We start from the raw sequence: 23,553 nt of genomic DNA, 5'->3' as shown, positions 1-23,553 counted from the left end.
GGACGTACAAGCTAAGGGTGAAACTGGCTTGTATTTTTATTGCATTCTATGTGTGAAAAGACGTCATAGAGGCACTTCTCCATGTAAATAAGGAGGACCATTATGGAGGATGCAGTTAACGAGTACCTATTATCATTTATTGATCCGAAAGATAAATTAATTCTTGAAATGGAAGACTATGCGAAAGAAAATCATGTGCCGATTATGGATCGACTTGGAATGGAATTTATGTTGCAATTTTTACGTTTAATTGGACCAAAAAGCATTTTAGAGCTTGGTACAGCAATTGGTTATTCTAGTATTCGTATGATGCAAGCTATTCCAAATTCTCGCATTGTGACAGTTGAACGCAATCGTGAGCGATATGAAAAAGCACTTGAATATATAGAACGTTCACCAGTTAAAAAGCGTATTTCTGTTATTTACGGTGATGCGTTAGAAACAGGCGAGCAAGTAGAAGAACATGGAACATTTGACGTTATTTTTATTGATGCAGCAAAAGGACAATATCGTCGCTTTTTTGACTTATATGAACCGTTATTAAATTCTGGTGGCGTAATTATTTCAGATAATGTTATGTACCATGGGCTTGTAACGACAAAAGAGAAAATTGAAAACAGACGTACACGTGGTTTAATCCGTCGTATTAAGACGTACAATGAATGGCTTATGAATCATGAAGGATATGATACAACGATTTTCCCAATTGGTGATGGAGTAGCTGTTAGTAAAAAGAGAGGGTGACCAAGGTATGAAGAAACCTGAATTGTTAGTAACGCCAAAAGCAGTGGCGGATATCGAACCTCTTGCGAAAGCAGGAGCAGATGCGGTAATGATCGGTGAGCAAAAGTTTGGTTTACGTTTAGCGGGGGAATTTTCACGTGAAGATGTGAAACAAGCTGTGAAGATTGCACATGAGAACGGTGTGAAAGTATACGTAGCAATGAACGCTATGTTTCACAATGATAAAGTAGACGAATTAACAGATTATGTTGCATTTTTAAATGAAGTAAGTGTAGATGCAATTGTTTTTGGAGATCCAGCAGTATTAATGGCGGTCCGAGAAGTAGCACCAAATATGCAATTGCACTGGAATACAGAAACAACAGCAACAAACTGGTTTACTTGTAACTACTGGGGACAAAGGGGAGCAAAACGTGCTGTATTAGCTCGTGAGCTTAGTTTAGATGAAATTGTTGAATTAAAAGAAAATGCTGAAGTGGAACTTGAAGTACAAATTCACGGTATGACTTGTATGTTCCAATCGAAGCGTTCATTAGTAGGAAACTACTTTGAGTATCAAGGACGTAATCTTGACATTGAAAAGAAAAAATATGAAGAGAATATGTTCTTATATGACCCAGAGCGTAACAATAAATATCCAATTTATGAAGATGAAAATGGTACTCACATTATGAGTCCAAACGATATTTGTTTCATCGATGAGTTAGAAGAGCTAATTGACGCTGAAGTCGCTAGCTTAAAAATTGATGGTGTACTAAAAAGCTCTGCATACATTCTTGAGGTAACGAAGAAATATCGTAAAGCAATTGATTTATGTGTAGAAGATCGTGATGCGTATTATGACGTGAAAGACGATTTATATAAAGAGATAGAAGAAATGCAACCAGTAAATCGTCCGTTAGACACAGGATTCTTCTTTAAAGAGACGGTTTACTAAACGAGGAGGGTGTAGGAAATGACTGTACAAGAAATTTCACGAGTGATCGATGGCAAACGCGTTATTGTGAAGAAACCTGAACTGTTAATCCCTGCGGGTAACTTAGAAAAATTAAAAGTAGCTATCCATTACGGGGCAGATGCTGTATATTTAGGTGGACAAGAATTTGGTCTTCGTTCGAATGCAGGTAACTTTACACTGGAAGATATGGCAGAAGGTGTTGAATTTGCAAAGAAATATGGAGCAAAAATATATGTAACAACAAATATCTTTGCACATAATGAAAATATGGACGGGCTAGAGGAATATTTAAAAGGGATTGAAAAAGCTGGCGTAACGGGAATTATCGTTGCTGATCCGCTTATTATCGAGACGTGTAAACGTGTAGCGCCTTCTGTTGAAGTGCATTTAAGTACACAACAATCACTATCCAACTGGAAAGCAGCACAGTATTGGAAAGAAGAAGGTTTACATCGTCTTGTATTAGCTCGTGAAGCAAGCTATGAAGAAATGAAAGAAATTAAAGAAAAAGTGGATATTGAAATTGAAGCATTCGTCCATGGTGCAATGTGTATCGCATATTCAGGCAGATGTACGTTAAGTAACCATATGACAGCACGTGACTCTAACCGTGGTGGTTGTTGTCAATCTTGCCGTTGGGACTATGATTTAGTTCAAACAGTATCACAACATAAAGATGCAAAAGAGCTTCCTCTATTCCAAGAAGAAGATGCTCACTTTGCAATGAGTCCAAAAGACTTAAATTTAATTTTATCAATTCCGAAAATGATTGAAATTGGAATTGATAGCTTAAAAGTTGAAGGACGTATGAAATCAATCCATTACGTAGCGACTGTAGCAACGGTATACCGTAAAGTAATTGATGCGTATTGTGCGGATCCGGATAATTTTGAGTTTAAACAAGAATGGTTAGATGAGCTTGATAAATGTGCAAATCGTGATACAGCTCCCGCATTCTTTGAAGGGGTTCCAGGACATCAAGAGCAAATGTTTGGAAATCATAGTAAGAAAACAACGTATGATTTCGCTGGTTTAGTGTTAGATTATAATGAAGAAACGGGCATCGTAACGATTGAGCAACGTAATCATTTCAAACCAGGACATGAAGTGGAGTTCTTTGGGCCAGAAATAGAAAACTTTACGCAGACGGTGGAGAAAATTTGGGATGAGGATGGAAACGAATTAGATGCAGCGAGACATCCGTTGCAAATCGTGAAATTCAAAGTGGATCAACCAGTGTATGTGAATAATATGATGCGCAAAAACATACTTCAATAAGAAAGAGTGATAGTCGAATGGGGACGAATAAGCCTGTTGTAATTGGAATTGCTGGTGGTTCGGGATCAGGTAAAACGAGTGTAACGAAAGCGATTTTTGACCATTTTAAAGGTCATTCTATTTTAATCTTAGAGCAAGATTATTATTACAAAGATCAAAGCCATTTACCAATGGAAGAGCGTTTAAAAACAAATTATGATCATCCGCTTGCGTTTGATAATGATCTGTTAATTGAACATTTGCAGCAGTTGCTTGCATATGAGCAAATTGATAAGCCTGTATATGACTATACATTGCATACGCGTTCAGAAGAAGTTATTCCAGTTGAGCCGAAAGATGTAATCATTTTAGAAGGAATTCTTATTTTAGAAGACCCACGTCTTTGTGAGTTAATGGACATTAAGCTATTCGTTGATACAGATGCAGATCTTCGTATTTTACGCCGCATGCAGCGTGATATTAAAGAGCGCGGTCGTACGATGGATTCAGTTATTGATCAATACGTAAGTGTTGTACGTCCAATGCACAATCAATTTATTGAGCCTTCTAAGAAATTTGCGGATATTATTATCCCTGAAGGTGGACAAAACCATGTTGCAATTGATATTATGGTGACAAAAATTGCAACAATTCTTGAACAAAAAGTAAATTTGTAATAGCATAGTAAAAGATATACGATAGGAAGGGATTTTTTCCCTTCCCATCGAATACAATGAAACATGCAACCTCATCTATATATAGGTGAGGGCATATTTATATCAACTTTCCATACATATCTTCTTTATATAAAGAAGAATTGGGAATACGGGGTTGTATGTGACAACTCCGCTAGTACAGGCGTGCTAGAAACCTCCGCTATACATATAAGTGGGGGAGTTTTCATATGGAACTCCTCTTTTTTTCGGGGGATTGGTATATAAAAGGAGTGGAAAATATGGCAACAGAAAAAACATACCCTATGACGCAAGAGGGTAAGCAAAAGTTAGAGAACGAACTTGAAGATTTAAAAACGGTAAAACGTAAAGAGGTTGTAGAGCGCATTAAGATTGCACGTAGCTTCGGAGATCTTTCTGAGAACTCTGAGTACGATGCAGCGAAAGATGAGCAAGCGTTCGTAGAAGGACGTATTACACAATTAGAAAACATGATTCGTAACGCAGTTATCATCACAGATAATGGCGAAGAATCTACAGTTGTTACATTAGGTAAAACAGTAACATTTAAAGAGTTACCAGGTGGAGATGAAGAATCTTACACAATCGTAGGTAGCGCAGAAGCAGATCCATTTGAAGGAAGAATTTCTAACGATTCTCCAATTGCAAAAAGCTTATTAGGTAAGCAAATTGGTGAGAAGGTAGCAATCCAAACTCCAGGTGGAGAAATGCAAGTAGAGATTATCTCTGTAAAATAATAAAAAATCACTCGTGTAAAAGCGAGTGATTTTTTTATTTGTATAAAAGAGGAAACACTCCGTCCAAACTATAATAGACGAGGTGTTTTTTTATGAAAATAAAACGGAGAATTACAATTGTTTTAATTTGTTTTATATGTATCATGTTTATTTTACTTTGTCGTTTAATTCAAATACAAATTATAGATACAGAATCATTTACAGACCGTAAGATAAATTTAATTGAAAAAAGTGTTACACAGCGGACGCAGTCCATTACGGTAGATGATGGACGAGGCCATTTTATAGATCGGAACGGTAAGGAAATAGGTGAGAAAAAGTATCCTGTTTTAATTGTTTTTCCATTTCTACAAATAAAAAATGACATGTTAGAGAAAATTGCGCATATCATTGGTGTGTCGAGACAAGAGATTGAAAGTCAAATGAAAGACAAAAAAAGTGCATTTATCGTGCAAAGGGGAAATGGTCCATTTCACTTGGTACGAGAGCAGATGGAGAAGGTGAATCAATTAAATGTATTAGGTATTGTAGCAGCTGAAGTTCGTTTACGGCAAGCTGACGCGATGAATCATTTAATTGGCGATGTGGGGGAGAATGAACGAGAATTTGAAAAACGATACGGAGAAGTAAGAAATATTTCAAGGCAAACGCCAATTGGCATTTCAGGATTGCAGCAATCATTTGATGAATTTCTTTTGACCGATGGAGAGGCAAAAGTATTGTATCAAGTGGACCGACAAGGAGAACCGATTTTTGGAAAACAAGCGAAATATACTGCGCCTGGAAATCCGTTTTATCCGGTGACGATTCAAACTACTTTACATAACGGGTTACAGCAAAAAGCAGAAGAGGTGGTTGAAGCAAGCGGAATAAAGAAGGGAGGACTAGTATTACTTGATGTAAAGAAAAATGAAATTTTAGCGATGGTCAGTAAACCATCTGTGCAGGTGAAGGATGAGCGTTTATATACCACTACACTTGAAAATCAAATGTTAACACCACATTTTCCCGGTTCTGTTTTTAAAACAATAGTTGCAGCAGCAGTGATTGATCAAAATGAAAATGTGTTGAATCGTACATTTAATTGTAATCAAGATCTATATGGTGAAGACCACCCACAAGTTATGATGGGTACACTTAGTTTTAAAGAGAGCTTTGCTAGAAGCTGTAATAGGACATTTTCAGAACTAGGTAATGAGCTAATACAAAAGGATGAGATGGTGTTAGAAACTTACGTAGAAGCGTTAGGAGCCGCTGGTAAGGTTGGATGGAAAGGTTCTGTATTTCATACAACTCATTTTGAGCAAATGCCAGAGGAGAAGAAGGTTACGATTTGGGGAAGTGAAGGAAATAAGAATAGTAAAAAGGCGGTAGCGCAAACAGCAATTGGACAGAAAGATGTACGTATGTCACCTCTGGCGATTGCAAATATGATGGCGACGATTGCTAGGGATGGAGAAAAGATGGAAGTGAAAGCTGTGGAAAAAATAAAGTATAAAAATGGAACGGACTTTTATACTTTTGAAGACCATACATTAGGTGGAAAACAGCTTTCGTATGAAGCGGTGAAAACATTACAAGAGTTATTAAGGGGCGTTGTAACAACAGAGAAAGGAACAGGAGCCGCATTCAGGTCGTTGCCACTAAGTGTCGCCGGAAAATCTGGGACCGCGCAAACAGGAAAAGGGGCGAAAGTGAATCGTTGGTTTGCAGGTTATTTTCCATATGAAAACCCAAGATATGCTTTAGTTGTCGTGGATATAGAAACGAATAGCAGTGAAAATAAAGTTACACCTATTTTCAAAGCTATCGTAGAATCAATCTATCGATTAGAGAATGAAAAGTAATCTTGCAATTCATAGTGAAATGTTTTCATTTCGTGAAAATATTATTGTAAATGTTCAACCTTTCTAGATTTAATGTTACAATAGCAAGTATGAAAAACTGCATGGAGGTTTGAAGAATGGCAGGAGGATCTAGATTCCAACAGAAACAACAAAAACGTCGTCAAAACGGTGTTTTAAATATTGCAATTGCAATTGTATTAATATTAGTAGCTATTGTATCATATCAATTGTTTGTTCCTGAAAGAAAAGAACAAGCGTCTTCTAGTGATAAAAAAGTAGCTCAGCAAACAACGAAAGAGAATAAAGCTGAGAAAGCTAAAGGCAAAGAAGAGACGAAGAAGAACGAGCAAGATAAGGCAGATGCTAAGAAGAAGGAAGAAGAGAAGCAAAAGGCTGAAGAAGAACAGAAAAAAGCTGAAGAAGAAGCGAAAACTAACGAGAAAGTAGCAGCTGAAAAAACACAGCCAAAAGCAACTGACGCTTATACGAAACCTTCTTGGAAGCCAGTAGGTACAGAGCAAGGTGCAACACCTGCGATGACGTTTAAAAAAGGTACAGCAGATTGGAATGAGATGAATCAAGCTATTTCAGCTGCAATTGACGTTCCAGTAGAGCAATTAGTTATCCATAGAATTGGAAATAACGGTAAGAATAAAGCTTACGGTAACGTACAAGATAAACAATCAGGCAAGAAATATTATGTGAATATTGATTGGGTAGACAATGAGGGCTGGAAACCAGTACTTGTTCAAACTCTAAACTAAAAAAGAGAAGCTCCTTAGGAGCTTCTCTTTTTTAGTTAGCGTAATTTCTTTAATTTAAAATGAACAACCGCGCTATAATATGGTCTTTTGCTTTCGGGATCCATAACCATTTGATGCGAGATGTGATGAACTTCAAGCATAAGTGCTTTATTATTATCGATTTGTTCACTAATTTTTCGTTCCAAAGAAGCTAAGTCTCCTGCTTCGAAAAACTCTACTTTATCTTCTAACATTTCAAAGGTAAATGACACGAAGACGACCCCTCTCCTATGTAATCAACTATAGTGTAACAAAGAAAAGAAGGAAATACCATGTACATTTCAATTGACATTTTTGGAAAGAGGGCATATTATACTGATAAAACCGATAAGAAAAAGGGGAATTTTTATGGGGACAGAATTTAATGGTTTATTTGATGAGTGGGCTCATACGTACGACTCATTTGTACAAGGCGAAGATATACAATATAAAGAAGTTTTCGCCCGTTATGAGGACATTCTAGAGGATGTAGTTAACAAGTCATTTGGTAATGTATTAGAATTTGGTGTTGGTACAGGTAATTTAACAAATAAATTATTACTTGCTGGCCGCACAGTTTACGGTATAGAACCGTCACGTGAAATGCGCATGATTGCTAAAGAGAAATTACCGCAAGAGTTTTCCATTACAGAAGGTGATTTTCTTTCGTTTGAAGTCCCAAATTCAATTGATACCATAGTAAGCACCTATGCATTTCATCATTTAACAGATGATGAAAAAAATGTAGCGATTGCGAAGTATAGTCAATTGCTAAACAAAGGTGGTAAAATAGTGTTTGCTGATACGATATTTGCGGATCAAGATGCATATGATAAAACTGTCGAAACAGCAAAACAAAGAGGTTTCCATCAGTTAGCAAACGATTTGCAAACGGAATATTATACACGTATTCCGATCATGCAGTCTATTTTTGAAAACAATGGCTTCCATGTAACGTTTACGAGATTAAATCATTTCGTTTGGGTAATGGAGGCAACTAAGCAATAGAAAGAGGGATTAGATTGAGAATTGCTGTAATTGGAGCAATGGAAGAAGAAGTACGTATTTTACGTGACAAATTAGAACAAGCAGAAACAGAAACGGTTGCGGGTTGTGAATTTACGAAAGGACAATTAGCAGGACATGAAGTAATCTTGTTAAAGTCTGGTATTGGTAAAGTAAATGCAGCGATGTCAACGACAATTTTATTAGAAAGATATAAGCCTGAAAAAGTAATTAATACTGGTTCAGCTGGTGGCTTCCATCATTCTCTAAATGTTGGAGATGTAGTTATTTCAACAGAAGTTCGTCATCATGACGTAGATGTAACAGCATTTAACTATGAGTATGGTCAAGTACCAGGAATGCCGCCTGGCTTCAAAGCTGATGAAGCATTAGTTGCATTAGCTGAGAAATGTATGCAGGCAGAAGAAAATATTCAAGTTGTAAAAGGTATGATTGCAACTGGTGATTCATTTATGAGTGATCCGAACCGCGTTGCAGCAATTCGTGATAAATTTGAAGATCTTTATGCAGTAGAAATGGAAGCAGCAGCTGTTGCACAAGTATGCCACCAATATGAAGTTCCGTTTGTTATTATTCGTGCACTTTCTGATATTGCTGGTAAAGAATCAAATGTTTCATTTGATCAATTTTTAGATCAAGCAGCTCTTCATTCTACAAACTTTATCGTAAAAGTACTAGAAGAGTTAAAGTAATGTAACAAAAAGGCAACTGTCTCATATAAAGAAAATACATACAGTTGCCTTTTCTTTATTGGCAAATAAGGGGGAGAACACGATGAATGTATATCGTGGAGTTCATGAGTTGATTGGTCATACACCAATTGTAGAAATTACTCGTTTTTCACTTCCAGAAGGGGTCCGTTTATTTGCAAAGCTTGAATTTTATAACCCAGGTGGAAGCGTTAAGGACCGTTTAGGAAGAGAATTAATCGAAGATGCGCTAGAAAAAGGGCTTGTTACTCAGGGTGGAACAATTATTGAACCGACTGCTGGAAATACTGGTATTGGACTGGCACTTGCAGCGTTACAACATGATTTACGGGTTATTGTTTGTGTACCAGAGAAATTTAGTATTGAAAAACAAGAATTAATGAAAGCACTAGGCGCAACGGTCGTGCATACACCAACTGAGCAAGGAATGACCGGTGCAATTGCAAAAGCAAAAGAATTAGTAAATGAAATACCGAATTCGTACTCTCCAAGTCAGTTTGCGAATGAAGCAAACCCGCGTGCTTATTTCAAAACACTAGGTCCTGAACTTTGGTTGGCACTGAACGGAGAGATTAACATATTTGTTGCTGGAGCAGGAACTGGTGGCACATTCATGGGGACTGCATCTTATTTGAAAGAAAAAAATGTGGATATAAAAACGGTTATTGTGGAACCGGAAGGGTCCATTTTAAATGGTGGTAAACCTGGTTCGCATGAAACAGAAGGGATTGGCCTTGAATTCATCCCACCATTTTTGAAAACATCTTATTTTGATGAAATTCATACAATTTCTGATCGAAATGCATTTTTACGAGTGAAGGAATTAGCCCAAAAAGAAGGGCTGCTTGTTGGGAGCTCGTCAGGAGCAGCATTTCATGCAAGTTTACTTGAAGCAGAGAAAGCGGCGCCAGGTACAAACATTGTAACGATTTTTCCTGATAGTAGTGAGCGCTATTTAAGTAAAGACATATATAAAGGATGGGAATAAAAAATGAGAGCAAAGACAAAGTTAATTCATGGTATTCGCATAGGAGAACCTTCAACTGGATCTGTAAATGTACCGATTTATCAAACAAGTACGTACAAACAAGAAGCAGTTGGTAAGCATCAAGGATATGAATATTCACGTACAGGAAACCCAACACGTTCAGCTTTAGAAGAAATGATTGCTGTATTAGAAAACGGTCATGCTGGTTTTGCATTTGGTTCAGGAATGGCTGCTATTACAGCTACAATTATGTTGTTCTCAAAAGGTGACCACGTTATTTTAACAGATGATGTGTATGGTGGAACGTACCGCGTTATCACGAAAGTATTAAACCGCTTCGGTATTGAGCATACATTTGTAGATACAACAAATTTAGAGGAAGTTGTAGAAGCAATTCGTCCAAACACGAAAGCGATTTATGTGGAAACACCAACGAACCCATTACTGAAAATTACTGATATTAAGAAAATATCTACTCTTGCTAAAGAGAAAGATTTATTAACAATTATCGATAACACATTCATGACGCCATATTGGCAGTCGCCGATTTCTTTAGGAGCAGACATTGTACTTCATAGTGCAACGAAATATTTAGGAGGTCATAGTGACGTAGTTGCAGGCCTAGTAGTTGTAAATAGCCCGCAATTAGCAGAAGACCTTCACTTTGTACAAAACTCAACAGGAGGCATTCTTGGCCCGCAAGATAGCTTCTTACTACTTCGTGGTTTAAAAACATTAGGAATTCGAATGGAAGAGCATGAAACGAATTCACGTGCAATTGCTGAGTTTTTAAATAACCATCCAAAAGTAAATAAAGTATATTATCCAGGTCTTGCATCACATCAAAACCATGAATTAGCAACAGAACAAGCAAATGGATTTGGTGCTATTATTTCATTTGATGTAGATAGTGAAGAAACATTAAATAAAGTACTAGAGAAATTACAATACTTTACACTTGCTGAAAGTTTAGGAGCAGTAGAAAGTTTAATTTCTATCCCATCTCAAATGACACATGCATCAATCCCAGCAAATCGCCGCAAAGAATTAGGAATTACAGATACATTAATTCGTATTTCTGTCGGTATTGAAGACGGTGAAGATTTAATTGAAGATTTAGCACAAGCACTAGCGTAATAAAAATGCACTGCTAATATAGAGCAGTGCATTTTTATTATGTTATTTTGTGAAATAATTCACAAAATGGACATACACAAATGAAATAATTTCATGTATATTAATTTCATGAAGTGTTACTCACGAATAAACTTGTGAAATATTTCACAAACAATGAGGTTCATGTAGGAAAGCAACTCTATTTTTTTTGCGCTAATCGGGACTTATTATGACCTATAGGGTCTTATTTAGTCCACGATAGCAGAATAGGAGGAATTTACATGGTAGTCAAAGAGAAAGCTGTAAATGAAATGCAGGAAGTAAAAGAGATGATTGATACGTTAGTAAATAACGGTCAAAAGGCCTTACAAGCATTAGAAAGTTTTACACAAGAGCAAATTGACAACATTGTTCATGAAATGGCATTAGCAGGTGTTGATCAACATATGCCACTTGCAAAGCTGGCTGTTGAAGAAACAGGTCGTGGTGTATATGAAGATAAATGCATTAAAAATATTTTTGCTACTGAATATATTTGGCATAGCATAAAAAAAGATAAAACAGTAGGGATTATTCACGAAGATCCTCATGAAGAAGTAATAGAAATTGCGGAACCTGTCGGTGTAGTAGCTGGGGTAACGCCAGTAACGAATCCAACATCGACAACAATGTTTAAAGCATTAATCGCGATAAAAACGAGAAATCCAATTATTTTCGCATTTCACCCTTCAGCACAAAACTGTTCCATTGCAGCGGCGAAAACAGTATATGATGCAGCGGTGAAGGCGGGTGCACCAAAACATTGTATTCAGTGGATTGAAAAACCTTCTGTAGAAGCAACGAAACAATTAATGAACCATGAAGGTGTTGCGCTTGTTTTGGCAACTGGAGGAGCAGGTATGGTGAAATCAGCTTATTCTACTGGAAAACCAGCGCTAGGTGTAGGGCCTGGTAATGTACCATGCTATATAGAGAAATCAGCACATATAAAACGAGCTGTTAATGATTTAATTTTATCAAAAACATTTGATAACGGTATGATTTGTGCATCAGAACAAGCAATCATTGTAGACAAGGAAATCTATGATGATGTGAAAACAGAAATGATTGCAAACAATTGTTACTTTGTAACAGAAGAAGAGAGAAGAAAATTAGAAAAGCTTGTTATTAATGAAAATACATGTGCAGTAAATAGTGATATTGTAGGGAAATCCGCACAGTACATTGCCGCATTAGTTGGAATTACTGTGCCTGAAAATACAAAAATGCTTGTAGCTGAAATACAAGGTATCGGAGCAGCATATCCACTATCTCGTGAGAAGCTAAGTCCAGTATTAGCTTGTGTAAAAGCAAATTCACTAGAAGAGGGACTTACATATTGCGAAGATATGTTAAACCTTGGTGGTTTAGGACATTCAGCAGTCATTCATTCTACAAATAAAGAAGTGCAAAAGCAATTTGGATTACGTATGAAAGCGTGCCGTCTTATTGTAAACGCTCCTTCATCACAAGGTGGAATCGGTGACATATATAATGGGTTTATTCCATCACTTACGCTTGGTTGCGGCTCGTACGGGAAAAACTCAGTTTCTCAAAACGTAACAGCGACGCATTTATTAAATATAAAAAGGTTGGCAAATAGAAAAAAGAATATGCAGTGGTTCAAATTGCCACCAAAAATTTATTTTGAAAAACATGCGACAGCATATTTAGCAAATATGCCTAACATTTCACGTGCATTTATTGTAACGGATCCAGGAATGGTTGAGCATGGATATGTAGATACGGTTACGCATTATTTACGTAAACATGCAAATGATGTAAAAGTTGAAGTTTTCTTTGAGGTCGAGCCAGATCCATCAGATGAAACTGTTTTTAAAGGTGCGGAAATGATGAGAAGTTTTAAGCCAGATGTAATTATTGCACTTGGTGGTGGTTCAGCGATGGATGCAGCGAAAGGGATGTGGCTTTTCTATGAGCAACCAGAAACAACATTCTATGGAATTAAACAGAAGTTTTTAGATATAAGAAAACGTACATGTAAATATCCGGAATTAGGGAGTAAGGCACAGTTTGTTGCTATTCCAACAACATCAGGAACAGGATCAGAAGTGACACCATTCGCGGTTATTACAGATAAGAAAAATAATATAAAGTATCCACTTGCAGATTATGAATTAACACCGGATGTAGCAATTGTTGATCCACAGTTTGTAATGACAGTGCCACCACATGTAACAGCAGACACTGGTATGGATGTATTAACGCATGCAATCGAGGCGTATGTATCTGTTCTAGCAAATGACTATACAGATGGATTAGCATTAAAGGCCATTGATCTCGTATTTAAATATTTACCAAGAGCATTTAAAGATGGAAATGACGAAGAAGCACGGGAAAAAATGCATAATGCTTCTGCAATCGCAGGGATGGCATTTGCAAATGCTTTCCTAGGTATTAATCACAGCTTAGCACATAAAATTGGACCAGAATTTCATATTCCGCATGGGCGTGCGAATGCAATTCTTATGCCGCACGTAGTTCGCTATAATGCTATTAAGCCAAGAAAACACGCATTGTTCCCAAAATATGAGTACTTTGTAGCTGATGAGCGCTATGCACATATTGCGAGAATGCTCGGGCTTCCAGCGAACTCAACAGTCGAAGGCGTAGAATCACTCGTCCAAGCAATTATTGAACTTGGAAAAAGTTTAAATATTAATATGAGTATTGCGGGACAAGGAGTTGCTAAAGACCAGTTTGAAGAGGTTGTTGGATTGTTAGCAGAAAGAGCTTTTGAAGATCAATGTACAACAGCTAATCCAAAATTACCTCTTATTTCAGAGCTGAAAGAAATTTATATGGAAGCATATAAAGGGGAGTAATGCTTATGAAAGAGTCGCGATAAAGCGGCTCTTTTTCATTTGGAAAACATCTCCCAGAATGTCTGTATTTACTTGTCTTTAAGTGTAATAGAATATGATACAGTGAAATGGAGGAGTGAGAATATGATGAAAGAATTACAAGAAAAAATAGCAGATTATACTCGGTTCGGACAAATCCTTCTCGCTGTAAGTGCATTGTTAATGGTTGGCTTGTTGATTCCGAATGGAGCAAAAGAAGCAATACAATCTTTTGTTATGATGGGGAGCATCGTTATATTTTTAAGTTTATCCTTCTTTTTCTTCCAGCGTGTGAAAGTGATGCGAGATCAGTTAGAGGGAAATGAATGTGAGTAATATTATGAAATAGAGCACTACGAAAAGACCGAATCTTTTTGTAGTGCTTTTTGTTTTTTGTAAAAAATGTATGCGGTTTATATTGACAATGATAATCCTTATCAATTAAAGTAGAATAGTAGTTAATGATTATCATTATCAGTTAGAGGTGGAAGGATGAAAAAATCTATTACGCTATTCACAGCGATTTTATCTATTTTTTTCTTATTAATAGGTTGCAGTGCAAAAGGAGACGAAAAAGCAGCTGCAACAAAAACAGAAAAAGGAAAAGAGAAAATCGAAGTTACCGACCTGTCAGGAAGAAAGGTAACATTCGATAAAGTGCCAGAGAGTTTTGCAACATTAAGTATGGGAGACATGAATATTATTCATGCGTTAGGCGGAAAAATAGTAGGTCGTCCGGATGCAAAAATAACTCTTCCAGAGGATATAAAGAAAGTACAAGTAATCGGGAATGCGCATCAGCCGAATTTTGAGCAAATTGCTAGCTTAAAGCCTGATGTACTTATTGCTAATAATGGATTCCAAAAGAATGTTCCAACGGTTGAAGGACAAGGAACGAAAGTAATGATTTCTTCTGCGAATTCTGTACAAGATATTCAAAAGAATATTGAATTATATGGAACGATTATGAAGAAAGAAGATAAAGCAAAAGAACTGAACCAAAAAATTAATGATCAAATGAAGACATATGAGAAAAAAAGCGATGTGAAAGCATTGCTAGTGTATGGAGCACCAGGTACGTATTTAGCAGCGTTACCAACATCTTTATCAGGTGATATTTTAGAAAAAACAGGCGGGAAAAATATTGCAGCTGATTTTCCGGAAATGAAGGAATATCCGCAATATGCGCAGCTAAGTGTAGAACGTATTATTGAGGCAAATCCAGATGTGATTTATTTAATTACACATGGAGATCCAAATAGCGTTAAAAAAGCATTTGAAGGCGAAATGATGAAAAATGAAGCGTGGAAAAATTTAGATGCAGTAAAACAAAATCGTGTAGTTATTTTGCCACCAGACTTATTTGGATCAAATCCTGGAACAAAAGTTACAGAAGCAATGGACTTTATGTATAAAAGTATACAAGATGTAAGGAAATGATAAGTATGGAAAGTAGTGAAGTAGTAAGGGAAAAGGAACATCCTTTTGCGAAAAAAAGATGGATAATAGCAGTTACTTTAGTTGTATTAACGATTTTAGGTCTTTTTTACGGTCTTTTTGCAGGAAGCCTATCCTTTTCTTTACGAGATATTCTAACAGGCATACAAGATGAAGGTTCGACGGTTCATCGAATTGTATGGGATCTTCGTATACCGAGAGTGCTCGTTGGATTTATAGTAGGAACATGTTTAGCAGCATCTGGTGCACTGCTGCAAGGGGTTATGAGAAACCCTCTTGCAGACCCAGGTATTATCGGGGTTTCATCTGGAGCAGGCCTTGTAGCGATTGTAATTATGATTTTATTCCCTCAGCATATGGCATTTTTACCGCTCGGGGCGTTTTTAGGAGCTTTCATAACGGCGATGGTCATTTATGCTTTATCATGGCAAAAAGGGGCACCGCCTTCAAGGATTGTTTTAGTAGGCGTATCAATCAATGCATTAATTGGTGCAGCGACGTCAGCGTTAATGTTATTACATAGTGACAAAGTACAATCCGTGTTACCGTGGTTAGCGGGTGGCATTGGTGGGGTAAGTTGGGCACATTTAGACATGATTATTTATTATGCAATATTCGCTATTATATTAGCCTTCTTTGGTATTAAGCATATTCGAGTACTAATGCTTGGAGATGAAATGGCGAAATTATTAGGTTATAACGTGGAGAGAAGCCGGTTTTATTTAATAGTAGTAAGTACACTATTAGCTGGAATTGCAGTTAGTGTTTCTGGTCTTATTGGATTTGTCGGTCTTGTCGTACCACATATGTTACGTTTATTAGTTGGAAATGATTATAAATATTTATTGCCATTATCATGCCTTGGCGGAGGGATATTACTTGTTTTCGCGGATGCGATAGCTCGAAGTTGGTTCGATCCAATTGAATTGCCTGTTGGTATTTTATTATCCTTTTTAGGCGGTCCGTTCTTCTTATATTTAATTCATAGAGGAGGAAAACGAAGTGATTTCCGTTAACAAAGTGTTTTACGCACATTCTGAAAGATTTCAAATGCAAAATATGAATGTACATATTAAAGCTGGAGAGGTCGTTAGTTTAATTGGACCGAATGGATCGGGGAAATCTACCTTGCTTCGTTTAATGGCAAGATTACTTAAACAAAGCGAAGGCGATATCATTTTAGATGGAAAAAGTATTCATACGATGAAAAGTGCCGATGTAGCAAAGCAATTAGCGATGTTACCACAAATGCATGATCATCAATTAGATTTAACAGTGAAAGAATTAATCGAATTTGGAAGAGGTCCTCATAAATCATGGAGCAATCGCTTAAATAAAGAAGACGAAGAAATTGTTGATTGGGCATTGTCTGTTACAAATCTTGAAGGGTATGAATATCGTCTATTACAATCTTTATCAGGAGGAGAAAGACAACGAGCCTGGATTGCAATGACGCTAGCACAACGTACAAATGTCTTATTATTAGATGAGCCAACAACCTTTTTAGATATCGTTCATCAATTGGAAGTAATGGAACTTGTGAAACGGTTAAACGAGGAGTTTGGCATGACAATTGTAATGGTTTTACATGATATTAACCAAGCGGCTCAATATAGTGATCGTTTACTCGTATTAAAGCGAGGGCAGCTTCAGTATGATGGTATACCAGAAGAAGTGTTATGTCATGAAATGTTTCAACGTGTGTTCGGCATAGAGGTAGATATTTTTCAAGGAAGTGACAAGCCATTTTTCACACCAAAACGAATTTCTAAAAAAGGAGGAGCAAGATGCGAACAGAAGAATGTATTACCACTGAGTTAGTAAGAGAATTTGTCATGGCAGCTCACGGAGATCTAGAAAAAGTACAAGAACTGTTGGCTGAATCGCCAAGCTTACTTCATGCCTCTTACAATTGGGGCGGATCAGATTGGGAAAGTGCATTAGGAGCAGCGGCACATGTAGGTCGTAAAGATATTGCTCTCTATTTACTAGAAAAGGGTGCTCGAATGGATATTTTCGCGGCCGCGATGCTTGGAGAATTAGAAGTTGTACAAGCTATTTTAGTAGCACAACCAGAGGCATTGCGTGCATCGGGTCCACATGGTATTTCCCTTCTGCAACATGCACGAATGGGTGGAGAAAAAGCGCAGCGTGTATTTGAGTACTTAACGGTGCTCTCTTAATGACCGCAAAGGTTCTTATGTGCGGTAAACTTTTCACTTTCATATAATTGAAAAGTTTACCGCCCGTTAGAACGGGATAAGTATCTAGTATATTTGAAAATCCTACACCCCCCTCAATTGTAGTTTTCTTTATGCTAGTTATGATATGGATGCAGTAGACAATATTTGTCTACTGCCTTTTTTTAATTCTTTCAGGATTGAATATTCTGTATTTTATTGTTAGTTCCTTTATAATAGACAGTAACATTTAGTATATATTCAAAACATGGTCGTGTAGTTAAGCACAAATGAGTGGAAAGGAGTGCAGAGATGTTTCATACAGATCGGTTACAAATTCGTAAATATACAATGGATGATTTACAGTTCTACGCTTCGCTATGGGGAAATGAGAAGGTAATGCGCTATATTGGAAATGGGACGTTAAAAACATATATGCAATGTAAAAAAAGTTTGGAGGAGTGGGTGATTCCTAGCTATAAAAACGGCCTCGGTTTATTTGTATTGATTGAAAAGGAAACAGGAATACGAATTGGTCATGCAGGATTAGTAAAGCAGCAGATAGATGGAAAAGAGGAAATTGAAATTGGGTATTGGCTACTACCTCAGTATTGGGGAAAAGGGTATGCGAAAGAAGCAGCGGCAGCATTTAGAGACTATGGCTTCCAAGCGTTACGAATGAATAAATTAATTTCTCTTATTAATCCGGACCACCCCGCCTCTATCTTTGTTGCTAGAAAAACAGGACTTAGTTATGAGAAAACAACTTCATTTCATGGGATGGATGTTCTCGTTTATTCTATTAAGCGCGTTGGATGAAAAAGGGTAAATTGCATCTTTTGAAGAATGGTATATAAAAATAAAGGGGTGATTACATGTATATTTATCATAATGGACTTATTATTCGTGAGGGAACGAATGGTGTACCTGCATATGCAATTAAAACTTTATTCGAAGATGCCGGTTGGAGCAATGATGATATCCCTTCATGGCAAATTGAAAAATTCACGATAGCATTTGAAAATTCAACATGGGCGTTCACAATTTGGGATGAAGAAGAGATGATTGCGATGGTTAGAGTCATTTCTGATGGAATTATGGTCGCGAACATAGTAAATTTAGTTGTGAAATGTGAATATAGAGGGAAGGGATTAGGTAAGAAACTTGTCGCTCTTTGTCTGCAAAAGCTGCCACATGGCGATTGGTTTGCGCATACATCTGCTAGTAATTTTGATTTTTATAGAAGTTGTGGCTTTGAGGTGAGGGAGTTATCTAGAAATGGAACATGTGCGTACTACGGGTATCAAGCGGCAAAAAAAGATGGGCACCGATAAAAGTAAGGTAGTGTAGAAAAAGGATCACTATTTTAATAATATAAACTGAACTGAGACTCATTTTATGATAAAATGAAAGAAAATTCTGTTTATTATTAGGGGGATAAAAATGAGTGTAAAAGTTGGGGATGTATTTAAATATGAAAGAAGATTTACTGAGGAAGAGGTTTTTGAATTTGCAAATATTACAGGAGATAAAGGCAGGCATCATATGGAATATGATGAAAATGGACGTTTAATGGTTCATGGTTTATTGACTGCTAGTATTGGAACGAAAGTAGGCGAAGAATTACATTACATAGCAAGAGAATTAGTAAGTGAGTTTATTAGACCGGTTTTTACAGGGGATACGGTCACTTGTGAATTGACTTTAACAAATGTTGAACAGATGGAAGGATACAAAAAGGTTTCAATCGAGTCAGTTTATCGCAATCAACACGAAAAGACTGTACTAGTTGGTACAAGCTATGGAGTTATAAGGGGATAAAAAAAGAAGCCTAATTTACAGGCTTCTTTTTTATTTAATAAACACGTTTTCGATTTTCTGCATGACTAGAGATGAGTAATAATGCCGTTTCGTCTCCTATATTACGAACGATATGAGGAACACATGCATTCCAAGAGAAAGAATCACCTTCTTCTACAATTGCAATGTCTTCTCCGTGTTGAACTTCTAGTTTTCCGCGTAATACAAGGTGACACTCTTCCCCCTCATGGGCATTTGGTGTGTTTTCTTTCGGAAACCCAGCAGGAATTTCTACGAGGTTTAGACGGAGGCCACCTTGCTCTGCAACATGTTCAATTCTTTGTTCATCTTTTCCGTATACACTGTATTTACGCTCTACCTTTTTGACAACTTTCAATCGATCTTTTTGTTCTAACAATAAATAGGGAAGAGGAACGTTTAAAAAATTGGAGATTGTTTCTAAAGTTGAGATAGATGGTGAAGTTTTATTATTTTCAACCTGACTCATAAATCCTTTAGAAAGACCTGTTCCCTCACAAATTTGTGCGATTGTTATGCCTCTACGTTGACGAATTTCACGTATTGCAGAACCAATATTCATAAAATCAAGCTCCTTTTTGTAAACAACTATTTGTATCATAGCAAAAAAAATATATATTTTCCCAGTGAAAATGAATTGACGAATAAAAAAAAGTAGTGTATGTTTTGTAATGTAAATAAAAGTTTTGTATAAGGAAACTATAAAGGAGAGAATGAAATGAATCAACATATCGGTAACTTAATTATTCGTATCGTGTTAGGGGTAACGTTCTTTATGCACGGTTTAACAAAATTCCAATCGGGGATTGACAATATTGCAGGGTGGTTCACAAGCATTGGTTTACCAGGAGGACTTGCATACGGCGTAGCAACAGCGGAAGTAGTTGGTGGTATATTGTTAATTCTAGGTTTAGGAGTAAGATATATTGGATTACTATTTGCACTTGTTATGGTTGGAGCAATTGTGAAAGTAAAATGGTCAGCTGGTTTATTAGGAGATGGAAAAAATCCTGGCTTCGAATTAGAGCTTGCATTATTAGCAATGGGTGCGTACTTATTTGTTGCGAAAGCAGACGGTTTTGTAGATAATTTCTTAAAAGAGAAGATGTCAAAGAAGAACTAAATGAAATGGGGGCTAACAAGATGAGTTTTCAACTTCATCCCGACACAACACTTGATGTTGTTCATTTATATGTATCAAATATAAAGAAATCACTAGAGTTTTATACAGAAGTACTAAGTATGAAAGTGCTAAAAGAAGATGACATGGTTGTTACATTTGGGAATGAAAATAACGAACCACTCCTTATCGTTGAAGAAAAGAAAGAAGCCATACCAAAGCAAAGAGGGAGAACGGGGTTATATCATTACGCAATTTTATTACCAAGTAGACAGGATTTAGCGAATATTCTTCGTCATCTTGTAGAAATGGTATATCCACTACACGGCGGAGCCGACCATTACTTTAGTGAGGCCCTTTATTTAGCTGATCCAGATGGAAACGGGATTGAAATCTATCATGATCGCCAAAAAGAAGTTTGGCGTGATGAGAATGGAGAACTACCATTTGTTAGTAATCCGTTAGCTGGTGAAGAATTATTACAACAAGGAAGTGCGTGGAATGGTTTTCCAGCGGGTACTGTGATAGGGCATGTTCATTTCCATGTAGCTGATTTAGAAGAAGCAAAACGTTTCTATGTGGATGGTCTTGGTTTTGAAGTGACAATCCCAGCTCGTAATGGCGCGTTGTTCGTATCGGCAGGTGGCTATCATCACCATATCGGTTTAAATACGTGGCAAGGTGAAGGAATACCACCGCAAATGCCAAATTCCGTTGGTTTGAAATATTTCACAATTGTACTAGCGAATGAAAAACAAAAAGAGCAAGTATGTGAAAGCTTAAAAAATATTGGCAAAGTTGCTACGTACAAAGATGGAATATTACAAGCCCAGGATCCGTTTGGACATTGTATTCATTTCAAAATGAAAGGAGAAGCCTAAAAAAGGCTTCTCTTTTTTATTTTCTTATAATCGCTTTTTCATTTTGGACAAATAGTTCATCAAATTGCTTTGCAAGCTCAAAATCTAGTTTCGTTAAACCTTTTGCATTCCAAGATGACAAAGTAATAATGACTGCTTTATACTGGATAAGGATAAATGGATGGTGATTATGTTCTTCTGATAGTTTGGCGGCTTCAGAGACAAATTCGACTCCTTTTAAGTAGTCGGAAAACATATATTTTCGTTCAATCCATTTCTCATCTTTTACCATCCATTTATCTACCTTCAATAATTCCTCTTGAACTTCTTCCTCAGTTAATCGTAGCATCATTTTTCACATCCTTTATTGGAAGTAACGCAAGACCATTGTTAATAAGGCGTGTTACAGCTTCGTCAGTTGTGAAAGTAGAAAGTTGATGTAGTAATGTTGCCGATGTTTCATGCCCTTTGTTATGCTCTAAAAGTAACTCTAATACTTCAAGGCGCAGCAACCATTCTTTCGCATAAAATTTATTTAATACCTCTTGAATTGCTACTAATTGATCGATATGCGCGTCGTGTAAGATCCCCTCACTTCGAATATTTCGAACTGTTTGATACATACGTTCAAGTTCATTCAGTACAAGTGGAGCAGGAATTTCTTGAACTTCTTCATCCATTGGGAAAAATGCTGCTGCATCTGCGGCACCTGGGAATACTGAAGTGATTTGTGAGCCAACAGCCATATCAAATGCGCCCCATGAAGCATCAAATAAAACGCGGGCGTTATAAGTAACTGTGCAATCGATAAAGGAAATAAGAGCAATTTTCTTATTGGTTTTTACAATATTTGTTACTGTTCCTTTTACATGAATACCACTTGCAAAAGTAAACTCAGCGATAGTTCCAATTGTAATTCCTAATGATTGTAGTTGTTCGTCTGTACAAGTTTCTAATGCAATATTTTCAGTGAGTAATCCAATCGGTGTTCCAAATCCATCACTGTGTACAGAAGTAGAATGATTCGCTAACTGTTTATTATGAAGCGCTAATGCCGTTGGCGAATTTGTTCGCATGTAAATTAATTCACCTGCATCGTTTTCAATTGTCTCGCTAAATGTACCAGTAATTTGTAAGCCGCTATTTAGCTCAGCTGTTGCATAGTTCTCGGAGCGAATTGCTTTTTCTAAACCTTCTTTTCCACCTGTTTTAAAGGCCATCGTTTTAGAAAATGTTTCAAGCGCATCTGTTAATTCTTCAAAGGATTTACAAACAAATAGTTGTGGTTGCATTTTTGTTACGTCATAAGTTGTCCCTGTACATGCTTCGATAGAAAATGGAACCTTTTCTACAGCGTCAGTTAAGCAATGTTTGCTTTCGCCAACAGAAGAAAGGAGGCCAGCACCATATATTTTTGGATCATCTATATTTCCAATTAATCCATATTCTACTGTCCACCAGAAAAGACGTGAAATTTGTTCAGCTTCTGATAAACCAGAAACTAAGTTTTGTTTTTCAATTACAGCATTTTCAGCAGCCTTAACTTCATCAGGAGTAGAAGTAGGGCTTTCTTTTACTATCGTTAATGTACGAACAGCTTCAAATGCATCATGTTCTTCTTTTGTAGAGAAAGCTTTTGCACCAATTTGCCCAAAACGTTTCACATATTTTGCATATGTAGGATCAAGTAAAATCGGTGCGTGTCCTGCTGCTTCGTGTACGATATCTGGAGCTGGTGTGTACTCGATATTTTCTACTTTCCGAATATCTGTTGCGATCGGTAGTAATCCGTGTCCTTGAAAATCGAAGAATGCTACGCCGGGAATAAGTCCGTCAATCGTTACAGCGCCCCAGCCACTTGGTGCTAAACATTCATTCATTTCTTCTACTTTTGGAATTGCATCTATATTAATACCAGATGATTGTAGTCCGTTCACATAGGCTGGATGAGCAACGTCTTTTAAGAAGCTATGATTTTGTCTCATAATATAACGCCACACGGCGTGATTCACCGGTGTGTATTGATCATAATGTTGTGTGGATACGAATGGTTTTAAATGCGATGGAATTTCTGTTTTCTTTGTCATTTAGACATCCTCCTTTTTTTCAATAAAATTGAATATCGATTTCGTATAGCTTGTATCACCTCCTTTCATTTTTTGTAAGCGCTTATAAAATTTTATCATAAGATTCGGAATTATTTAACATCTGTTTCTATGAGAAATAGAAAAAGCCCCTATCGGAGAATCCGATAGGGGCGAAAGAATCGCGGTACCACCCTATTTGTAAGTGAAAATATACTTACATCTCAATTAATGATAACGGAAAAATTC

General features: G+C 36.8%; 26 protein-coding genes and 1 other annotated feature (1 of these 27 running past the window's edge). Of the genes, 22 read left to right on the top strand and 4 right to left on the bottom strand.

What is annotated here, in order from left to right:
- The first annotated feature begins 102 nt into the window (after window positions 1–102).
- From MR113_RS08330 to MR113_RS08300, 7 genes are all read left to right on the top strand, one after another.
- Window positions 103–744, top strand: a complete 642-nt coding sequence (locus MR113_RS08330) for an O-methyltransferase (protein WP_242253359.1) — start codon at window positions 103–105, stop codon at window positions 742–744.
- Window positions 745–751: 7 nt separating this feature from the next.
- Complete coding sequence (locus MR113_RS08325; RefSeq protein ID WP_242253357.1) at window positions 752–1,681, top strand: peptidase U32 family protein; 930 nt, start codon at window positions 752–754, stop codon at window positions 1,679–1,681.
- Window positions 1,682–1,699: 18 nt separating this feature from the next.
- Window positions 1,700–2,980 carry a peptidase U32 family protein gene (locus tag MR113_RS08320; protein WP_242253351.1) on the top strand — a complete coding sequence of 427 codons (1,281 nt, stop codon included), beginning with the start codon at window positions 1,700–1,702 and terminating at the stop codon, window positions 2,978–2,980.
- A gap of 17 nt (window positions 2,981–2,997) precedes the next feature.
- The gene (udk, locus tag MR113_RS08315) at window positions 2,998–3,636 is read left to right on the top strand and encodes a uridine kinase (protein ID WP_000537082.1); all 639 of its coding nucleotides are present in this window, start codon (window positions 2,998–3,000) and stop codon (window positions 3,634–3,636) included.
- A gap of 278 nt (window positions 3,637–3,914) precedes the next feature.
- Window positions 3,915–4,391, top strand: a complete 477-nt coding sequence (gene greA, locus MR113_RS08310) for a transcription elongation factor GreA (RefSeq protein ID WP_000179964.1) — start codon at window positions 3,915–3,917, stop codon at window positions 4,389–4,391.
- Window positions 4,392–4,483: 92 nt separating this feature from the next.
- Window positions 4,484–6,238 carry a peptidoglycan D,D-transpeptidase FtsI family protein gene (locus tag MR113_RS08305; protein WP_242253349.1) on the top strand — a complete coding sequence of 585 codons (1,755 nt, stop codon included), beginning with the start codon at window positions 4,484–4,486 and terminating at the stop codon, window positions 6,236–6,238.
- A 116-nt stretch (window positions 6,239–6,354) separates the two neighbouring features.
- A complete protein-coding gene (locus MR113_RS08300; RefSeq protein WP_242253347.1) occupies window positions 6,355–7,002 on the top strand; it encodes a YrrS family protein in 648 nt (215 codons plus the stop codon).
- Window positions 7,003–7,037: 35 nt separating this feature from the next.
- Here MR113_RS08300 and MR113_RS08295 read toward each other — a convergent pair whose 3' ends face one another.
- Window positions 7,038–7,253: a YrzA family protein gene (locus MR113_RS08295; protein WP_000010984.1), complete on the bottom strand. Its 216-nt coding sequence runs from the start codon at window positions 7,251–7,253 to the stop codon at window positions 7,038–7,040.
- A gap of 136 nt (window positions 7,254–7,389) precedes the next feature.
- Here MR113_RS08295 and MR113_RS08290 point away from each other — a divergent pair, with 136 nt between their 5' ends.
- The 13 genes from MR113_RS08290 to MR113_RS08230 all read left to right on the top strand — a co-directional run bounded on the left by MR113_RS08290 (window position 7,390) and on the right by MR113_RS08230 (window position 19,222).
- A complete protein-coding gene (locus MR113_RS08290; RefSeq protein WP_097818249.1) occupies window positions 7,390–8,028 on the top strand; it encodes a class I SAM-dependent DNA methyltransferase in 639 nt (212 codons plus the stop codon).
- Window positions 8,029–8,042: 14 nt separating this feature from the next.
- On the top strand, window positions 8,043–8,738 hold the full coding sequence (gene mtnN / locus MR113_RS08285) for a 5'-methylthioadenosine/S-adenosylhomocysteine nucleosidase (RefSeq protein ID WP_001217038.1): 696 nt from the start codon (window positions 8,043–8,045) through the stop codon (window positions 8,736–8,738).
- Window positions 8,739–8,820: 82 nt separating this feature from the next.
- Window positions 8,821–9,744 carry an O-acetylserine dependent cystathionine beta-synthase gene (locus MR113_RS08280; protein ID WP_242253345.1) on the top strand — a complete coding sequence of 308 codons (924 nt, stop codon included), beginning with the start codon at window positions 8,821–8,823 and terminating at the stop codon, window positions 9,742–9,744.
- Window positions 9,745–9,747: 3 nt separating this feature from the next.
- Window positions 9,748–10,881 (top strand): bifunctional cystathionine gamma-lyase/homocysteine desulfhydrase, encoded by a 1,134-nt coding sequence (locus MR113_RS08275; RefSeq protein WP_242253342.1) that lies wholly within the window; start codon window positions 9,748–9,750, stop codon window positions 10,879–10,881.
- A 260-nt stretch (window positions 10,882–11,141) separates the two neighbouring features.
- Window positions 11,142–13,745: a bifunctional acetaldehyde-CoA/alcohol dehydrogenase gene (gene adhE, locus MR113_RS08270; protein WP_242253328.1), complete on the top strand. Its 2,604-nt coding sequence runs from the start codon at window positions 11,142–11,144 to the stop codon at window positions 13,743–13,745.
- Between the two features lie 126 nt (window positions 13,746–13,871).
- Window positions 13,872–14,099, top strand: coding sequence for a YrhC family protein (locus tag MR113_RS08265; RefSeq protein WP_242253488.1), 228 nt, complete (start codon window positions 13,872–13,874; stop codon window positions 14,097–14,099).
- A 156-nt stretch (window positions 14,100–14,255) separates the two neighbouring features.
- Entirely contained in the window at window positions 14,256–15,203 is a 948-nt protein-coding gene (locus MR113_RS08260) for a helical backbone metal receptor (RefSeq protein ID WP_242253324.1), read from the top strand.
- 5 nt (window positions 15,204–15,208) lie between these two features.
- Window positions 15,209–16,237 carry a FecCD family ABC transporter permease gene (locus MR113_RS08255; protein ID WP_242253322.1) on the top strand — a complete coding sequence of 343 codons (1,029 nt, stop codon included), beginning with the start codon at window positions 15,209–15,211 and terminating at the stop codon, window positions 16,235–16,237.
- Entirely contained in the window at window positions 16,224–17,042 is an 819-nt protein-coding gene (locus MR113_RS08250; RefSeq protein WP_242253320.1) for an ABC transporter ATP-binding protein, read from the top strand. The genes MR113_RS08255 and MR113_RS08250 overlap by 14 nt, the downstream gene beginning before the upstream one ends.
- On the top strand, window positions 17,009–17,404 hold the full coding sequence (locus tag MR113_RS08245) for an ankyrin repeat domain-containing protein (protein WP_001258431.1): 396 nt from the start codon (window positions 17,009–17,011) through the stop codon (window positions 17,402–17,404). Before MR113_RS08250 ends, MR113_RS08245 begins: the two co-directional genes overlap by 34 nt.
- A gap of 309 nt (window positions 17,405–17,713) precedes the next feature.
- Window positions 17,714–18,220, top strand: a complete 507-nt coding sequence (locus tag MR113_RS08240; protein WP_000469127.1) for a GNAT family N-acetyltransferase — start codon at window positions 17,714–17,716, stop codon at window positions 18,218–18,220.
- Between the two features lie 56 nt (window positions 18,221–18,276).
- Complete coding sequence (locus MR113_RS08235) at window positions 18,277–18,735, top strand: GNAT family N-acetyltransferase (protein WP_061677234.1); 459 nt, start codon at window positions 18,277–18,279, stop codon at window positions 18,733–18,735.
- A gap of 109 nt (window positions 18,736–18,844) precedes the next feature.
- Window positions 18,845–19,222, top strand: a complete 378-nt coding sequence (locus MR113_RS08230) for a hotdog family protein (RefSeq protein ID WP_242253315.1) — start codon at window positions 18,845–18,847, stop codon at window positions 19,220–19,222.
- A 34-nt stretch (window positions 19,223–19,256) separates the two neighbouring features.
- Here MR113_RS08230 and MR113_RS08225 read toward each other — a convergent pair whose 3' ends face one another.
- Window positions 19,257–19,802 carry a helix-turn-helix domain-containing protein gene (locus MR113_RS08225; RefSeq protein ID WP_061677238.1) on the bottom strand — a complete coding sequence of 182 codons (546 nt, stop codon included), beginning with the start codon at window positions 19,800–19,802 and terminating at the stop codon, window positions 19,257–19,259.
- Window positions 19,803–19,958: 156 nt separating this feature from the next.
- On the opposite strand from MR113_RS08225, the gene MR113_RS08220 reads away from it, so the two are divergent.
- Together MR113_RS08220 and MR113_RS08215 are read left to right on the top strand one after the other, a co-directional pair.
- Window positions 19,959–20,363 carry a DoxX family protein gene (locus MR113_RS08220; protein ID WP_001071550.1) on the top strand — a complete coding sequence of 135 codons (405 nt, stop codon included), beginning with the start codon at window positions 19,959–19,961 and terminating at the stop codon, window positions 20,361–20,363.
- Window positions 20,364–20,383: 20 nt separating this feature from the next.
- Window positions 20,384–21,241: a VOC family protein gene (locus MR113_RS08215; RefSeq protein WP_242253314.1), complete on the top strand. Its 858-nt coding sequence runs from the start codon at window positions 20,384–20,386 to the stop codon at window positions 21,239–21,241.
- 16 nt (window positions 21,242–21,257) lie between these two features.
- Here the strand turns inward: MR113_RS08215 and MR113_RS08210 are convergent, their stop codons facing one another.
- A complete protein-coding gene (locus MR113_RS08210) occupies window positions 21,258–21,572 on the bottom strand; it encodes a 4a-hydroxytetrahydrobiopterin dehydratase (protein WP_242253310.1) in 315 nt (104 codons plus the stop codon).
- Window positions 21,553–23,307, bottom strand: coding sequence for an aromatic amino acid hydroxylase (locus MR113_RS08205; RefSeq protein ID WP_242253309.1), 1,755 nt, complete (start codon window positions 23,305–23,307; stop codon window positions 21,553–21,555). Before MR113_RS08205 ends, MR113_RS08210 begins: the two co-directional genes overlap by 20 nt.
- A gap of 163 nt (window positions 23,308–23,470) precedes the next feature.
- Window positions 23,471–23,553, bottom strand: a binding site (T-box leader) (it continues 145 nt past the right edge of the window).

It is taken from the genome of Bacillus cereus group sp. BfR-BA-01379 (assembly GCF_022663605.1).
GTDB lineage: Bacteria > Bacillota > Bacilli > Bacillales > Bacillaceae_G > Bacillus_A > Bacillus_A mobilis.
Note: the sequence above shows the minus strand (reverse complement) of the source record. Positions and strands in the feature narration are given on the sequence as shown.

Coding starts and splice junctions, on each gene's coding strand:
- MR113_RS08240 (WP_000469127.1), top strand. CDS start 17,714: ATGTTTCATACAGATCGGTTACAAATTCGTAAATATACAATGGATGAT.
- adhE (WP_242253328.1), top strand. CDS start 11,142: ATGGTAGTCAAAGAGAAAGCTGTAAATGAAATGCAGGAAGTAAAAGAG.
- MR113_RS08235 (WP_061677234.1), top strand. CDS start 18,277: ATGTATATTTATCATAATGGACTTATTATTCGTGAGGGAACGAATGGT.
- MR113_RS08325 (WP_242253357.1), top strand. CDS start 752: ATGAAGAAACCTGAATTGTTAGTAACGCCAAAAGCAGTGGCGGATATC.
- MR113_RS08205 (WP_242253309.1), bottom strand. CDS start 23,307: ATGACAAAGAAAACAGAAATTCCATCGCATTTAAAACCATTCGTATCC.
- MR113_RS08245 (WP_001258431.1), top strand. CDS start 17,009: ATGCGAACAGAAGAATGTATTACCACTGAGTTAGTAAGAGAATTTGTC.
- MR113_RS08215 (WP_242253314.1), top strand. CDS start 20,384: ATGAGTTTTCAACTTCATCCCGACACAACACTTGATGTTGTTCATTTA.
- MR113_RS08230 (WP_242253315.1), top strand. CDS start 18,845: ATGAGTGTAAAAGTTGGGGATGTATTTAAATATGAAAGAAGATTTACT.
- MR113_RS08260 (WP_242253324.1), top strand. CDS start 14,256: ATGAAAAAATCTATTACGCTATTCACAGCGATTTTATCTATTTTTTTC.
- MR113_RS08255 (WP_242253322.1), top strand. CDS start 15,209: ATGGAAAGTAGTGAAGTAGTAAGGGAAAAGGAACATCCTTTTGCGAAA.
- MR113_RS08280 (WP_242253345.1), top strand. CDS start 8,821: ATGAATGTATATCGTGGAGTTCATGAGTTGATTGGTCATACACCAATT.
- MR113_RS08305 (WP_242253349.1), top strand. CDS start 4,484: ATGAAAATAAAACGGAGAATTACAATTGTTTTAATTTGTTTTATATGT.
- MR113_RS08210 (WP_242253310.1), bottom strand. CDS start 21,572: ATGATGCTACGATTAACTGAGGAAGAAGTTCAAGAGGAATTATTGAAG.
- MR113_RS08225 (WP_061677238.1), bottom strand. CDS start 19,802: ATGAATATTGGTTCTGCAATACGTGAAATTCGTCAACGTAGAGGCATA.
- greA (WP_000179964.1), top strand. CDS start 3,915: ATGGCAACAGAAAAAACATACCCTATGACGCAAGAGGGTAAGCAAAAG.
- MR113_RS08300 (WP_242253347.1), top strand. CDS start 6,355: ATGGCAGGAGGATCTAGATTCCAACAGAAACAACAAAAACGTCGTCAA.
- MR113_RS08330 (WP_242253359.1), top strand. CDS start 103: ATGGAGGATGCAGTTAACGAGTACCTATTATCATTTATTGATCCGAAA.
- udk (WP_000537082.1), top strand. CDS start 2,998: ATGGGGACGAATAAGCCTGTTGTAATTGGAATTGCTGGTGGTTCGGGA.
- MR113_RS08290 (WP_097818249.1), top strand. CDS start 7,390: ATGGGGACAGAATTTAATGGTTTATTTGATGAGTGGGCTCATACGTAC.
- MR113_RS08265 (WP_242253488.1), top strand. CDS start 13,872: ATGAAAGAATTACAAGAAAAAATAGCAGATTATACTCGGTTCGGACAA.
- MR113_RS08220 (WP_001071550.1), top strand. CDS start 19,959: ATGAATCAACATATCGGTAACTTAATTATTCGTATCGTGTTAGGGGTA.
- MR113_RS08275 (WP_242253342.1), top strand. CDS start 9,748: ATGAGAGCAAAGACAAAGTTAATTCATGGTATTCGCATAGGAGAACCT.
- MR113_RS08320 (WP_242253351.1), top strand. CDS start 1,700: ATGACTGTACAAGAAATTTCACGAGTGATCGATGGCAAACGCGTTATT.